Below are 14,756 nucleotides of genomic sequence, written 5' to 3' on the forward strand. Positions count from 1 at the left end.
TGCAACTGCCCCGATACTTGTTTAGGTAATATTGGTATTCTTCTGTGCGCTCTAGTTATTCAAAATCTATCAATCCATCAATATCAACAGGAAGGTATTAACGGCAATACTTTGGTTTCAAGATACCTACAGGTATCCAAACCGCTGGATGCTCTGTCTGTTCAGGTATAAGTTGTTTCCCTGCCCTCAATAATTCACGTAATCCCATATTGATAGCTTCAGTGGCAGCAGCTGTAAAGAAAATATCCTCATCACTGGTATCTATGAGATCAACGATCTGTCGCTTGTTCTTCTCTACCGCTCATTTTGCTTTAATTTTATCTCTATGCTTTAGACCAAATTTAATTAAAGCATTTGCAACTTCTTCCGTTTCTTTAGCATATGCGGTAAGCGCATAAGAAACTGTCACAGGTTTGGTGTTATTAACCGTTCTACTAATCAGTAAATTATCTTCTAATTCCTGAAGTTCGTTGGATAGAACTTTTGGGGATATTCCCTGAGCCATTTCTTGCAGATCTTTAAACCGCATTGTGCCGTGTTTCTGCAAATTGTGCAGGATACAAAATTTCCATTTACCACTGAGCAATTCAATGCCATCTTTTAATGCCAATATAGTTTCTTTATCAATATTTTTATTGCACATCAGATAGTTACTTTCCTAAAGGTAATGAATAGTAAATATATATTGAATATCCAATAGTTTTGTGGTACAGAAATTTTAAAAAAATCGTTATGAAAGTAACAGTAATCGCAAACATTTCGGCTAATGGAAGAATTTTGATATCCGATAACCCGCATCATAAACTACCACTGGAAGCGATGGAATTTTACGTACAATTTGTAAGGCAGGTTGGAAATGTAGTAATAGGATTGAAAACATTTGAAAATTTTCTAAATTTTCCAGATCAAGTAAAAGAACATTTTAATGGAATAGAAATCATCGTATTGGCCGATAAATCTTATACGGCTGATGGCTACAAGACTGTAGCAAGTCCTGAAGAGGCAATTGCATATATGTCTGCAATGGGAGTGCGGGAAATAGCCATTGGAGGCGGAGCAGGTACTTTCAACGCCTTTTTGGACAAGAATTTGATTACAGATATTTATTTTAACGTCAGCCCTATAATCACTGGAGCAGGAGCAATTTTAGCAAACAATGAGGAGTTAAGTTCAACGTTCAGGTACAAAGGACAGAAGCTTAAAAACGGTTTTCTTCAATTGCATCTAACTAAGGAATACTAAAAAATGACAGACCAAAAATGTCTTTCAAAAATAGTTGAATTACGGAAACAAATCCGCTAAAATTATTTCTTTCCGATCTATATTTTTCAATTGGCGACTGTATCCACACGACGATAAGTATATGCATCATGGTTAAGGGCGCCGGCGAGCGGAAAGAGAATAAGAAAACCGGCTGCTGTCGACTCACTGGGCACGACTAAATCACCATGTTTATCCAGTGCAAAGCAAATAGTTTTGGTAAAGAATCTATTGACTAATACATAGATGTCAAGGTCGGTATTTCTGAAAGAAACAAAGTTTTGCGGTTCGGGCTTAACTTTCCTCGTTCTTTCACGCACGACATTTCCTAAGGTATCAATTAGTTTGATATGGATTTTATTTTTTTTGGTGAGCTCCAATGAAGTTTTGTAAAGATAGTGCAGACTATCAGTTTTATAGTAATTTGGTTCGATATAGTTCCATAGGCAATATTCATTATAGGCTGCACTCTTCTCCTGACTGCTATGATTATGGCCTATTATCCTCTGGGGATAATTATCAAAGATGTATGTCTCCTTCAATCGTACCATCGAAACGCTATGCGCCGCAGCAGTTTGTGCTAAATACTTAGAGGATATGGAAGTACAAGAGATACACGAAAAAATAAATACCACCGAAAATAGTGCAATAGCTAGCGTGCGCATATTGTGATGTTTGTTGAATGCTTTCATAAGCTCTTATTTTGCGGAAATAAATTGTTGGATACTAAACTTTAAGTTGTTTCTAAATATTAGGTAAGCCCCTCAATAAATTCTGAAAAGGTTCTATTTTTAAAAATAGCTTCTTCATTTGACATTCCAATAAATGGTATTTCATAAATATCACATGTGCTTTTTTTAACTGCATAAGCTTTTGATCTAAAAATAACCTTTATTAAACTCACAAATTTTAATTGTGCTCAATATTTCATTTTGTAGAAAATGTTCAATGTTGTTCGCCTTTAAACGATCTTTTTTTGCAAGTTTAAATTTGACTGTACCATAATTTAGTTTAGAAAACTCTATCCTTAATTTCTCAATTTCTAATTTATGCACTTGTTCTCCATCTGCTAAGAAATTATCCAAAAGCAATAATTTCTGACATAAAAAGTATACTTTATCGTCTTCCAAAATAACATCTCTCTTGAAGGAAGATAATAATGAATCTTTAATTTTATCCCACAAAGACTCTTCACCGATAAAAATCAAATTATTCAATTTTTTAACATCTAGTCCCAAATTATCAACGAGATAAATTGCAACTTTTTGAGGAGAAATTTGGCTTCGATAAAAATCCCTCAGATTATCAAGAGGTTCCCACCTACTTCTATCTAAAGAAAGGTCAATTTGGTGCAAATAGGCATATAAAAATACTCCAAACGAATAGTTAATTTTCATCTTTCTAATTCTGTTATGTTTAGGTGACAGATATAGTAAACTCAACCTTTATTGGATACGCGGCAACAATATAATTATTTATCACTTTTCCTATAGCAAGGTTATTCATGCTGCATCGAGATACAAAATGAGTATGTAATTATCGCCAACGAGTTATATATTTTGCCTATTTAAAGACTGTTTTGTAAATATCCTAACTGGGGAAATTATAGATTCATTTGATTACACAAACATTAAAGAAAAAATAATCACAGATTTTCAAAAAGATGAAATCATTATTGATGACTTAAAATCGCTATCATTGACAGCTAAAACGTTCCATCAGACACCTATATCATTATATTTCAAATAGAACTAAATCACTATGAATCATCTAGAAACTACATAATCTATGAAAGGGATTTTTCGATCCGCTATACTGTAATAGCCACTACTTGATCTGACAGTTGGGTGTCTTCCGGTTGATACCCCACAACCTGGCGACTGAGCGATTACTCTCCCCACGGGCTTTTAATTGAATTATATTTATTTGAAAAAAAGTCCAATTATAAGTAACATAACTGAACTCCGTAGTTTTTATTTATACACTTAGTGGGACAGTCCCGACCGGTACACAATTCTATAACCTCCTCTCATTATAAACCGCGTTTGACATTTTGAAACTTTACCTCCGTCAATTTGCTGATTAATAAAAAAAACTTGTCTCAAATCGATAGAATTTCGTATCCTTCCACCTCAATGTTGATCAATTATTGTAAAAACAAAGTAATCATCGAACCATTAAAAAAAACAAATACCACTTTTTAGTGGTCGTTTTATTCATAATATTCGATCTTCCTTTTTATTAAAATTCCACCTTCAAATTCGTCTTTAGGATTTCTTTTAATAATCTGCTTTTGTTCAACCCAATTTTCATAATTATCATAAATATATGAATAGGTTGACGATTGTATGGTAGGGCTTTCTTCAGACCTGCTTTTTTCTTCTTCTATATCGCCATGTGAATTGTATTTATAATTTTTTGTTTCTTTAAAATAAGAAGAATTTAGCTCGATTGGTTTATTTGAATTGTCATATCTGATATCAACAACCCCTGATATATTGCCATCAAAATTGTCAGTTTTTTCTTGAATCATATTTTTATTCCGATCATATATTTTAGTGACAATAGAAACCAACAAAAACTCTTTTTTTGTTTCGTCGTATTCATAACGTTTTACTGTTTCGTCATTTTCATTATAAAAATAATCCGTGTATGCGCTAAATTGATTCAGATTTAACCTATTGCCTTCGTACCGGTTTTCAATCTTCTTTGTCAATTGTTTTTGTTCATTATAAGAGAACAAAATCTCCCCATATTTATCCCCTGTAACTGTGCCAATTAGTTCTATTTTGCAGAGTTTTCCTTTTTCATAGATATATCTTTCATTTAAATTGTAATTATTTTTATTCTTGCTTTTGTCAAACTCTACGATATAGATATTTGAAACGGTACCATCTAAATTGTACTCTTTATATTGATCCAGTCCTTGCATGTCGATTCTGTTAATAGGCCGCCCCGCTATTCCATGGTAGGTTATTTCCTCTGTTTTTATCTGGGGTTTAGTTTTCTGTGTGTCTTGTCCAAAAGCAAAAACGCAAAGTAAGAACATTGACATAAATGCTGTTATTTTTTTTCTCATATCGTATTTTTTATGACCTATCCCCATATATATATAGCCTCGCCAAATAGTACACCAAAGCTTAATTCACTATTTTTAAAATAGCGCGAGCTCGCTACCGAACTTCATTTACTTGACCCAACCTCACTTATGTAAATATACGACCGATCTTTTGGTATGAAAGGCTATTTTATAATTCGTAAAGCTGTATTTATTATCCGCTATCATTTTTCAATTATCGGGATAGAATTATGGTATAATACTTCTTAATGGGACAAGATTAATAACTAAACCTATTATGCAGAGCAACGATTTGTAGAGAAAAGATGAAACCGGCTGAAGTCTGTTGTGACATTGTCTTAAAAACGATAAATCTCTTTATACGGTGCAAAATAAGCCACATACAGAATAAAATCTATCAGTGAGTATCAGATATATTGCTGATCTTTAGCCTTTAAGAACATGCTTGTAGGTAAATGCAATCCGTTTATCATTTAAATTCCATTGGGCCATTTCGTAACATTTTAAACTCAATGACCGGCAATCAGGTTTGCCATGATAGATTCAGAAATTTGGAAAAATGGGGTACTTACATGTTGTTTATAATAACTTGAAGCAAAACTAAAGCTTGTTTAGAATGATCTTTACTTTCATTTTATTTTGACCACAACTTTTCCTTTCGCTCTTCCATTTTCGACATATTCCAAAGCTTTGTTGGTTTCTTCAAACGGAAATACTTTGTCTATAATAGGCTTAATGATTCCAGACTCTATCAATTTTGTAATTTCATTGAGCTGATTTCCATCTGCCTTCATAAAAAGGAACGTGTAATCAACGCCCAATTTTTTCGCCTTTTTCTTAATCCCGAAACTCAGAAATCTTGTTACCATCTTCACCAGCCAATTCGCATGGATAGCTTCAGCAAACTCAGGTGTTGGTGGTCCGGAAATTGAAATGACCCTGCCTCCTGCTTTTAAAATATTTAATGATTTTTCAAGTGTTTTATTATCCTGGCTATTTAAAACGAGGTCATAATCTTTCAGTATTGCTTCAAAATCCTGTGTTTTATAATCAATTAAAACATCAGCGCCTATTTCTTTCAGGAAATCAAAACTTTTGGCACTTGCAGTTGTCGCAACAGTTGCGCCAAGATGTTTCGCCAACTGGATCGCAATGGTACCTACTCCTCCCGAACCTGCCTGAATAAATACCTTTTGTCCTTTTTTTAACCGACCAATTTCCACCAGAGCCTGCCACGCTGTGAGTGCGACCAAAGGAACCGATGCAGCTTCTTCCATCGAAAGATTCTTTGGTTTAAAGGCTAAATCTTCTTCCCTCACCGTTATATATTCTGCAAATGTACCTATATGAAAGTCGGTCGGCCTAGCATAAACTTCATCTCCAACATTGTATTTTTTCACATTATTTCCCACTTCCTTTACAATTCCAGCAAGATCGTGACCTAAAATAAGCGGCATTTTGTAGGGAAGAATAAGTTTGAATTCCCCTGTTTTTATTTTCGAATCTAACAGATTTAAGCCTGTTGCATAAATCTCCACCAAAACTTCATTGTTTTTAATTTTTGGTAAAGAAACATCTGTCAGCTGCAGACCTCCCTTTGTATATTTATTAATTAGAAATGCTTTCATGATTATTTCAATTTTATATACTCTTTTTTAGCATTGATTATATTATAGGCTGTCTTAGGCGCAATCCTATTAAGAAGGGAAATAACCTTTGTATCCCCCACTTTTATCGTTTCAACGTCTTTCTTCATACCTAAAATCAGCCCCTTGACCAGTTGTTGCGTACTTATCTTTTTATCCTGCCGATCGGCGACCATATCGGTATCGACCAAAGGTGGAAGCAATTCAAAAACTTTCACCGAACTATGGATTGCCTTATTTTTCAAATTCATAATGAAAAATTTAATAAGAACAGAACCAATCTTTTAATTTCTCAAAAGACTGATTCAGCTTGTATTTATGCCTGAGCTAATTTTGCCATAGCTTCCCCAATTGCATTTGCGTAAACCTTTGTATCACCAACAGGAATATCAAACAAATTGTTTTCCAGTCCAATAAACAGTTCTTCCGCCACTTCACTGGGTGCAATTCCTGCCGCCCCACCTATTTCAGCAGAAAAATCGGTGTTTACCAATGGAGGATAGACCTCATAGACCTGAAGTTTTTGCTGCTCTTCATAAGTTTTTCTCAGAGCTGTAGTATAGCTATGTAGTGCCGCTTTCGTTGCACCATAGGTTGGAAGAAATTTATGACTTCCATATACAGCAATAGACGAAACGTTGACCACCGCTGATTCTTCTTTTTCCAACAAATGTGGAATCATTAATTCTGTAAAGTGAATGATCGCAAAATAGTTCGTATTCATCTCGATCATTGCTTTTTCGTGTGCATTGGTCGTTTCACTGAGTAAATATCCAAAAGCTGCTCCCGCATTATTAATGATGATATTTACATCATGATGATTTGTCTTCAAATCTTCTGCAATCCGTATTCTATCTGTTTCTACTGATAGATCGCCCTGAATGGCAACGGCATCTTTCAACTCGGTCAACGCTCTCTGAAGACGGTCCTCATTACGTCCGTTTATAATAATTTTATTTCCTGCTTCATTTAATTTTTTGGCAATTGCCAATCCTATTCCTGCGCTTCCGCCGCTAATGAATATAGTATTTCCTGTTGTTTTCATTTTGACAAATTTCGTTTGATATTATTATATGTATATAACTGTGTTCTTATTTATTTAAAAATGGATAATCTGTATATCCCTTTTCACCGGGTGTGTAGAAGGTATCCTGATCCGGAGTATTTAGTATAGAATCTCTTTTATAGCGTTCTACAAGATCTGGGTTAGCAATAAATGGAACACCAAAGGACACTAAGTCGGCATCTCCCTCCTCAAGGACCTGTTCTGCTGTCTGTTTATTGAAAGCACGGTTAATGATAATAGTTCCTTTATAAATTTCACGAAAATGCTTTGCCACGTGCTGAATCGCATTTTTATTACCCGTTACATCGGTGAAAGGCTCTATTAAATGAATGTAGGCCAGATCATAATCATTTAACCGGCTGACAATGTAATTATACGTCGCAATGGTCTCATCATCCACGGCAATTCCCATTATTCCATTCAACGATGGATTGAGACGCACGCCAACATTTTTGATGTCAGCCACTTCTCTGATCGCATCTAATATTTCAAAAAGAATTCTTGCGCGATTTTCAGGAGAACCTCCGTATTCATCTGTTCTGTTATTGGCATTTTTGCTGAAAAACTGCTGCAAAAGATAGCCGTTTGCACCATGAAGCTCTATCCCGTCAAAACCAGCACGGAAAGCATTGATAGCTCCTTGTTTAAAATCGTTAACTGTCCTTTTGATATCTGCAATTGTCATCGGCTGAGGAGCAACGGTAGGTTTAAAGCCTTCTAAAGTAAATGCTTTCTGCCCAGGATTAAAATCGGATGGAGCCAGAGGTAACCTGCCTTCATGCAAATCGGGATGCGAATAAGCTCCTGTATGCCAGAGCTGGGCAAAGATCTTCCCTCCTTTATCGTGAACAGAATCAGTGACCAATTTCCAGCCTTCAACCTGGTTATCGGTATAGATTCCGGGAACATTGATAAATCCGATACCCTCCTCACTGATAAAAGTACCTTCGGTAATGATAAGTCCGGCTGTCGCACGCTGCGCGTAATATATCGCAGTCAGTTCGGTTGCAACATTACCCGCGTTGGCAGATCGGGCTCTGGTCATCGGAGCCATTACCATCCTGTTATTTAACCGTTTACCATTAAGCTCGTAGCTTTCAAACAACTTGTTGCTCATATTTCAATTCTTTGGTTTAATATTTAAAATATACTTTTTAGTCTATTTTGTTTCAAAAAAAATTACAGCAGATACTGCTCTAATTCTTTTTTAAGGTCCTTGATAAGTTCTAGCATCAATTTTCTCGATCCCATCGTCCTGCTCAGAACAATTCCACCTTCTATCGCTGAAAACATTTTAAAGGCAAAAACTTCTGCATTTAGGTTTTCTGAAAATTCACCGTTAATTTTTCCTTCTTCCAGTACATTTGAAAGAGCGATCTGACCAGCATTCAGAACTGCTGCAACCTTCTTTTTTATCGAAGGAAAATTATCATCAGCCTCAACAGCGGTGTTAAAGATGGGACAGCCTCCGGAAATGTAGGTTTCAAGCGGATTCTTATAAAAATCGAGGTATAAAAAGATCTTTTCTTTTGCCGATTTACCTTTGGATACAACGGATGCCACTCTTTCGGTTATTTTTTTTAGGGAATAGTCTACAACCTGTTCCGAAAGATCCTCTTTTCCATTGAAATGTCCATAAAGACAGCCCTTGGTTAACTTGGTCGCTTCCAAAACATCGTCAACGCTCACACCCGAGATCCCTTTCTCATTGTAAAGCGGGCTGGCGGTTTCAAGAATAAATTGTTTTGTTTTTTCTGCTTTTGTCAACATCTGTTTTATTATTTACGCTACAAATATACCAAAAAGTATATTTTAAAAACAAACAAAATATACTAAAAAGTATATTTTTGACATTTTAAACATATTATGCCAATTCCGCCAAAAAGTATTTAACCTGTCTGACCTGGTTTGTTAGAAGAAACGATTTCCCGATGAATGACGGTTATATCTGTTTATTCAGTCAATTGTAGATGGATACACTGAACTCGTTCCGGCTAAGTGTTCATTGTTAGTAATCTGGTAGTATAATTTCTTTCGCTCTATTCTTCTTATTGTCTTTTTTATCTCCTGAAAAAACGCGCATCAACCATTTTACAGGTTTGCTTCCAACAATGGCTATCAATTGATTTAGGAGTGCAACTCCGACTCTCGACTCCGGATATACTATACGAGGAATACCCGGAGGCAGCTTTTGACACTCTTGAACGTAGGGTTTCATTATTTTTTCGTAGTTACGGAAAGCCTCTTCATAATTACCTGCTCTATAAAGCTCTCCAGCAAGGATATAGGCGCCTGCCACGGCAAGGTCTGTACCTTTTCCTGCAATTGGTGTAGCACACCAAGCGGCATCACCTGTAATGACAACCCTTCCCTTAGTCCATTTATCAGTCTTAACTTGACTGACCCTCTAAAAATAAAGATCTTCACTCTCTTTTATCTCATTAACTAATCGTTCAGATTCCCAGCCTGCACCTTGTATACGATCAATAAGCGCTCTTTTCTGATCTGCTTCACTTAGGTCTTTATACGCGTTCTCTTTTGCCAGAAAAGTTACCGAAGCCCTTGTCTTTCCATAATTATCAGGCCTCAACATAAATACAATGCCCTTTGGCGCATTATACCAACGTGCCCATCGACTGTCGGTATTATTTCGAAGGATAGTAAGATAAGCGGTATATAAACCTAGATAGTTAAAACGAGGACGACCGCCAAAGGCAAGATCACGCGTTGCAGAACCGATACCTTCAGCTATAACCACAATGTCAAAGATACCCTTCTTTCCACTTGCAAAATCCACCTTGACCTCATTTTCACTTTCTATCAAATCAATGATGTGATCACCAAAAATATATTCTACACGCTTCGCGGTGAGATCGTACAGTATCTTAACCAGATCGCCACGTAGGATCTCAAGTTCCTGAGTCATGCTCATTGAACTATCAGATGGAAATTCTGCTATTGTATGATTGTCGGAATTAACGAAACGTAGCCCAATCTCGGTGGTATTATGTGCGCGGATCTCTTCTAAAATACCCATCTTAAGCGCAATTTCTTTTGCTGGTCCTTTCACGTCTATATTCTGTCCGCCCAGTCTCAAAGCTGCTGCACGCTCTATCACGGTAACCTCGAAGCCGTACCTATCCAGCCAGTAAGCCAATGTAGGACCGGCGATGCTAGCACCCGAAACCAATATTTTTTTGTCTTTCATAATTATAATTTTCAATCTTTTGATTAGACAAACAACCTAAAGATCAAAGTAGTTCAAAAATACACGCAAATTTTTCACACGGGTTCTATAAAAATCCGAAAAAGCAAGTAAAGCTTTTTTTGTATAAAAACACACTATAAAGTCTCGGTACTTTATACCGGCATATGAAAGACTGAACACAAAAAATGCTGTAATCGAAACTGCAACAAGTACTGAAAGAATTTATAGTTAATGAACTAAGCGATATTTACTCCAAAAAGATGACCTATTAATGCAGTCACACCCATTGCTATGGTACCCCAAAAACAGATCCTGCCCACAGCAACGCCTATATTTGAGCCCCCTGTTTTTGCAGAAATTGCCCCAAGAATCATTAAAAAAATAATCGTAAAACCATATTGTAAATAGACCATCAGCTCAATTGGTGCAAATAATGATACCATAAATGGAAGCACGGCTCCGAGAGCAAAAGAGCCAAATGATGCTATTGCCGCCAACAGAGGCTTGGCTTGCGTTATTTCATTTATCCCCAATTCATCATGAGCATGAGCCCCTAATGCATCGTGCGCGGTGAGTTCTCGCGCAACTTGCTGTGCTGTCTCCGGACTTACTCCTCTCTTCCCATATACCTTCGCCAACTCCTGCAACTCTAGCTCTGGCATTTCTTCGAGCTCTTTTTGCTCACGCAATAGATCTGCTTTTTCAGTATCTTCCTGCGAGCTTACCGAAACGTATTCCCCCGCAGCCATAGACATTGCTCCTGCAATCAAACCTGCCAACGCAGCCAATACAATGGTATTCCGATCAGGATTAGCGGCCGCAACTCCAATAACAATACTTGTAGTCGATAACAGTCCATCATTGGCGCCTAATACCGCAGCACGAAGCCAACCCACACGATTAACATAATGCTTTTCTAATGGAAGGTGCATAACTATATGTACGAGTAAAAGATAATTAAATGTACTAAATTATATGATTTTGTGGTAAAGTAATTTCCAGTCAATACAAAAGAACGTCATACTGTAGCTTCCATTGTAATGTTTTATAACTGTTGTCACAATATGAACAAGCAAAATTTTAGAAAACGTCGGTAAATTTCAGTAAAAAGATCAAGAGTAAGCAACCTTCTCCTTTCTAAATCGGATATAATATGTAACCACGTTTAGAAAGATAATAACAGCCGCGATAATAGCGGATAAGAAAACAAGGTTATTGTTTTTTGTATTTGCGACTGCAATAGCCATTAAAGCCCAAACTGCTACCAGGCCGAATGTTGGCATATTGCGTCTCCAAATCATAAACAAATGGATTAATAACGCTACTGTAAACATAGAAATCGTCCAAACCGTATCCGATAATCCAAATCCATCCCAACGAATCTTGGTTAAATAGGCAGCAACATTGGCAATTAACGCAACAGAAATCCATCCAGCGTAAATATGGAAAGGTACTTGTAGAAAGATACGGTCTACTATGGTAAAGTGGTTTATGGCATTTAATGTATTATGAATTATCTTTAACAGTGCTACAAATAGCAAAATCATCAATAAAATAGTGGTAAACGTATAGTCATAAAGCCAGGAGATCACCCATAGACTATTTGCTAGACAGGAAATGAGGAACCACCAACCTACCTTTGAAATTATCTTGTCTTTTTCAATTGTTTGCTTGCTAAATGCCCCATAATAAACAACAAACCCAAGAAGACCTAAATAAATAAGCGCCCAGATCGAAAATGCATAACCTGCTGGTGTAAATAGATTTTGGTATTTGGCGGATATCGTTGCCATTGTTTGTCCATTAAATATCCCTGTATTGGAGAGGTAATTAATGATGATAGTTACTAACAATGCGATCCCGTTAATCATTTGAAATATCTTTTTCATATTGCGCTGCGCTAAATTAAGTTTCATAATTACAGAAATTCCTTTTGCTGTCTTGCGAGTAATTATTTAGAGTAAAATTATATCTAGAACTAAATTTAAAAAGACAAATTTATAGAATTTTTGACACGAGGCTATTTTATATTTTTAAAACTCAGGACAAAATTATAGTCTGATCTACGCTACTAAATCAATGTTTTTTGCTGTTGACAAAAATACTTATATAGCAAAAAAGCATTAGTTACTGATATAACGATCAATATGATATATAGTGGGGCTTTATCGACACAACAATCAGTTCTTTTAACTACGGCCTTCCCTACTCTTCTTCTCGACTGTGCGTACAGCCTAAAGTGTACCTGTTAATGTATCAAAAATAAAAATGTCAATTTCTTCTAACGGCTTCATCTGGAGTTTCAAATTCATCTCCTATCAAGGTCCAAAATAGGTATTAAAATTATCGTTACTGGGTTATATATTTTGTCTATTTAAATCCTCTTTTGTAAATTCAATAGCTAGTAAAGCCATATCATGAAATTAATTGTAAAAATATTCCAAATCGGTATTGTTATATTGCTTTTGTTGGGATATAAAAACTCGTCATGGGCGAAAGCTATCACAAAACTAGCAGCAGCAGATTCATTAATCGTATTGCATTTTCAGACAAAAGACTCGCTAGTTTACAGTCAGGACTATTTTGACAATATTCTAAGAATTCATCCTGAATTTGTATTTGAAGAGACACTTAATCCCACATTAAGCTATCAACTGCAACACGATATCGAGTTCAATAGTGAGGCTGGAAAGGACAATTATTGTATGCTCTACTCCTATTTCTTAATGAATGTAAATGGCCAACAGAGATATGCAGCACAGCGCAAAATATTATTTCGCTTATTTTCTAAAGTGAATGAATTATTTGCTTTTATTGAACAAGGAGGCACATATTTTGGACATCAACAGAAAAGATTGCTTGCGGAAGTGGAATATGCGATCTACCTGATGCCCAAAGATAAAAGCGAGCTTCGAAAAACATACGATATCAACAAACAAAAGCAGCTGTATATTTAGGGGCTTAGACAGCTCGTAGCTGATGAAGTAGCAAATAATGAGGGAATTGAACCTCAGCGGAAGTCAAGCCAAATCAAACGGCTTTACAAAATAGTAGATGACATAAATCTGTTAATAACAGATAATTTCCTATTGAGAAGATTGCAGAATTTTCAAAGCAATTATTACGAATATTATTGACGTTAAAAGGCATCAAATAAAATTACTGTTAGTGTATTAAAAGGCTACATACCGGGAGGAGTGCGATAAGTCATGATTTCCGTACCATTAGACTTTTTCACAATCTCCTTTGTATTTCTAAGTATTAATGTATGACTTCCAAGTTTGCTATATGATACAAAGTCTCCATCGGGAGTTTGTTTGCAGACAACAAACATATGCCAACCACCGTCTGCCGGAAGTGAGATAATCACTTTTCTCCCAGATCTCAATTCATTTTCTATCGTTTGAAAAAGGCTGTCCATCGGAAAGGTTGCATCACGAGGCAAAACAAATTTTTGAGAAAAAATAATACCGTATAATTCTTTATTGTCAAAATCACGAAAAGAACCATCAGTTTTGTTCTGCCATTCATTTTGTAAGTCGTAAAAATTAAAATCCACCACTTTATAATACTTTAGTACCATTTCGACAGCAGATGGGATGCAGGACATTTGAAAAAGTTGGTTGTGGTTATTTATGACAGTATCAAAAAACTCAAACTCATCCTTTTTTTGTGTTTGAGCCTCCGCGTGAGAAACAAAAGATGTGAATATTACCACAACTAAACTAAAGAGAACTTTTTTCATAATTTAAATTATTTTTGATTATCACACAAGACATGCTGACATCTCTCTACATATGAGGCGGAATGCTGTACGTCATGATTTCTGTACCGTTAGACTTTTTTACAATTTCTTTTGTATTTCTAAGTATCGTTGTATGGCTACCTAATTTGCTGTAAGAAACAAATTCGCCATCCGGAGTCTTTTTATATACGAGAAATATGGACCAGCCTGTTTCCACCTGAAGTGCTATAATTACCTTTTTACCAGATTTCAATTCATTTTCTATCGTTTGAAAAAGACTGTCCATTGGAAAACTTTCATCTCGTGGCAAATTAAATTTCTGATAAAAAGCAATTCCGTAAAATTCCTTTTTGTCAAAGTCACGGAAAGAACCGTCCGTTTTATTTTGCCACTTAATTTGTAAGTCATAGAAATTAAAATCTACCGCTTTGCAATACTTTAGCACCATTTCAATGGCTGAAGGGATACCTGAAGCCGGAAAGATTTGATTGTGGTTATTTACAACAGTATCAAAAAAATCGTAATCGTTGTTATTTTTTTTTGTGCGTTCGCATGAAAAATAACCGACGTGGTTATTAACAAGACTAAACTAAAGAGCATCTTTTTCATAACTTAACTTATTTTTGATTAATTGGGCCTCTACGTAGTAGATAAAAACTTTATTGTTTCAGCATATCCCATCTTGTTCTTTTTTGGTTTATCTTGATCTTAATTGTTTATCAATGATTTTTACCTGCGTTTATTACCAAGAC

At 35.8% G+C, this 14,756-nt stretch carries 16 protein-coding genes and 2 pseudogenes; 2 read left to right on the forward strand and 16 right to left on the reverse strand.

Annotated features, from left to right (window positions below; all coding sequences use genetic code 11):
• Positions 1 to 97 precede the first annotated feature (97 nt).
• Together DFQ12_RS28610 and DFQ12_RS03775 are read right to left on the reverse strand one after the other, a co-directional pair.
• A pseudogene (locus DFQ12_RS28610) lies at positions 98 to 286 on the reverse strand (aminotransferase class V-fold PLP-dependent enzyme); the annotation flags it as partial.
• 15 nt (positions 287 to 301) lie between these two features.
• Positions 302 to 643, reverse strand: coding sequence for a winged helix-turn-helix transcriptional regulator (locus tag DFQ12_RS03775; protein ID WP_120257676.1), 342 nt, complete (start codon positions 641 to 643; stop codon positions 302 to 304).
• 89 nt (positions 644 to 732) lie between these two features.
• Here DFQ12_RS03775 and DFQ12_RS03780 point away from each other — a divergent pair, with 89 nt between their 5' ends.
• Positions 733 to 1,242, forward strand: a complete 510-nt coding sequence (locus tag DFQ12_RS03780) for a dihydrofolate reductase family protein (protein WP_120257677.1) — start codon at positions 733 to 735, stop codon at positions 1,240 to 1,242.
• Positions 1,243 to 1,328: 86 nt separating this feature from the next.
• On the opposite strand, the gene DFQ12_RS03785 is transcribed toward DFQ12_RS03780, so the two are convergent.
• From DFQ12_RS03785 to DFQ12_RS03835, 12 genes and pseudogenes are all read right to left on the reverse strand, one after another.
• Positions 1,329 to 1,952, reverse strand: coding sequence for a hypothetical protein (locus DFQ12_RS03785; protein ID WP_120257678.1), 624 nt, complete (start codon positions 1,950 to 1,952; stop codon positions 1,329 to 1,331).
• A gap of 186 nt (positions 1,953 to 2,138) precedes the next feature.
• A complete protein-coding gene (locus DFQ12_RS03790) occupies positions 2,139 to 2,657 on the reverse strand; it encodes a hypothetical protein (protein WP_120257679.1) in 519 nt (172 codons plus the stop codon).
• A gap of 815 nt (positions 2,658 to 3,472) precedes the next feature.
• Positions 3,473 to 4,339 (reverse strand): hypothetical protein, encoded by an 867-nt coding sequence (locus DFQ12_RS03795; RefSeq protein WP_147420319.1) that lies wholly within the window; start codon positions 4,337 to 4,339, stop codon positions 3,473 to 3,475.
• 629 nt (positions 4,340 to 4,968) lie between these two features.
• Positions 4,969 to 5,967 (reverse strand): NADP-dependent oxidoreductase, encoded by a 999-nt coding sequence (locus DFQ12_RS03800; protein WP_120257681.1) that lies wholly within the window; start codon positions 5,965 to 5,967, stop codon positions 4,969 to 4,971.
• 2 nt (positions 5,968 to 5,969) lie between these two features.
• Positions 5,970 to 6,236 carry a Rossmann-fold NAD(P)-binding domain-containing protein gene (locus DFQ12_RS03805; protein WP_120257682.1) on the reverse strand — a complete coding sequence of 89 codons (267 nt, stop codon included), beginning with the start codon at positions 6,234 to 6,236 and terminating at the stop codon, positions 5,970 to 5,972.
• Positions 6,237 to 6,301: 65 nt separating this feature from the next.
• Positions 6,302 to 7,030 (reverse strand): SDR family NAD(P)-dependent oxidoreductase, encoded by a 729-nt coding sequence (locus DFQ12_RS03810; protein ID WP_120257683.1) that lies wholly within the window; start codon positions 7,028 to 7,030, stop codon positions 6,302 to 6,304.
• Positions 7,031 to 7,076: 46 nt separating this feature from the next.
• Entirely contained in the window at positions 7,077 to 8,168 is a 1,092-nt protein-coding gene (locus DFQ12_RS03815) for an alkene reductase (protein WP_120257684.1), read from the reverse strand.
• A gap of 62 nt (positions 8,169 to 8,230) precedes the next feature.
• Positions 8,231 to 8,821 carry a TetR/AcrR family transcriptional regulator gene (locus DFQ12_RS03820; protein WP_120257685.1) on the reverse strand — a complete coding sequence of 197 codons (591 nt, stop codon included), beginning with the start codon at positions 8,819 to 8,821 and terminating at the stop codon, positions 8,231 to 8,233.
• A gap of 238 nt (positions 8,822 to 9,059) precedes the next feature.
• Positions 9,060 to 9,440 (reverse strand): annotated as a pseudogene (locus tag DFQ12_RS28355) (FAD-dependent monooxygenase); the annotation flags it as partial.
• Positions 9,441 to 9,458: 18 nt separating this feature from the next.
• Positions 9,459 to 10,259, reverse strand: a complete 801-nt coding sequence (locus DFQ12_RS03825) for a Rossmann-fold NAD(P)-binding domain-containing protein (RefSeq protein WP_244211671.1) — start codon at positions 10,257 to 10,259, stop codon at positions 9,459 to 9,461.
• A gap of 236 nt (positions 10,260 to 10,495) precedes the next feature.
• Complete coding sequence (locus DFQ12_RS03830) at positions 10,496 to 11,191, reverse strand: VIT1/CCC1 transporter family protein (RefSeq protein ID WP_120257686.1); 696 nt, start codon at positions 11,189 to 11,191, stop codon at positions 10,496 to 10,498.
• A 180-nt stretch (positions 11,192 to 11,371) separates the two neighbouring features.
• Complete coding sequence (locus DFQ12_RS03835; protein ID WP_208642426.1) at positions 11,372 to 12,175, reverse strand: hypothetical protein; 804 nt, start codon at positions 12,173 to 12,175, stop codon at positions 11,372 to 11,374.
• Positions 12,176 to 12,676: 501 nt separating this feature from the next.
• Between DFQ12_RS03835 and DFQ12_RS03840 the strand changes: the two genes are divergently transcribed.
• A complete protein-coding gene (locus tag DFQ12_RS03840) occupies positions 12,677 to 13,216 on the forward strand; it encodes a hypothetical protein (RefSeq protein ID WP_120257687.1) in 540 nt (179 codons plus the stop codon).
• A 224-nt stretch (positions 13,217 to 13,440) separates the two neighbouring features.
• On the opposite strand, the gene DFQ12_RS03845 is transcribed toward DFQ12_RS03840, so the two are convergent.
• The gene (locus DFQ12_RS03845) at positions 13,441 to 14,004 is read right to left on the reverse strand and encodes a hypothetical protein (protein WP_120257688.1); all 564 of its coding nucleotides are present in this window, start codon (positions 14,002 to 14,004) and stop codon (positions 13,441 to 13,443) included.
• A 46-nt stretch (positions 14,005 to 14,050) separates the two neighbouring features.
• Positions 14,051 to 14,452 carry a hypothetical protein gene (locus DFQ12_RS03850; RefSeq protein WP_120257689.1) on the reverse strand — a complete coding sequence of 134 codons (402 nt, stop codon included), beginning with the start codon at positions 14,450 to 14,452 and terminating at the stop codon, positions 14,051 to 14,053.
• Between the last annotated feature and the right edge of the window lie 304 nt (positions 14,453 to 14,756).

Source organism: Sphingobacterium detergens (assembly GCF_003610355.1).
In the GTDB taxonomy this organism is placed as follows: Bacteria; Bacteroidota; Bacteroidia; order Sphingobacteriales; family Sphingobacteriaceae; genus Sphingobacterium; species Sphingobacterium detergens.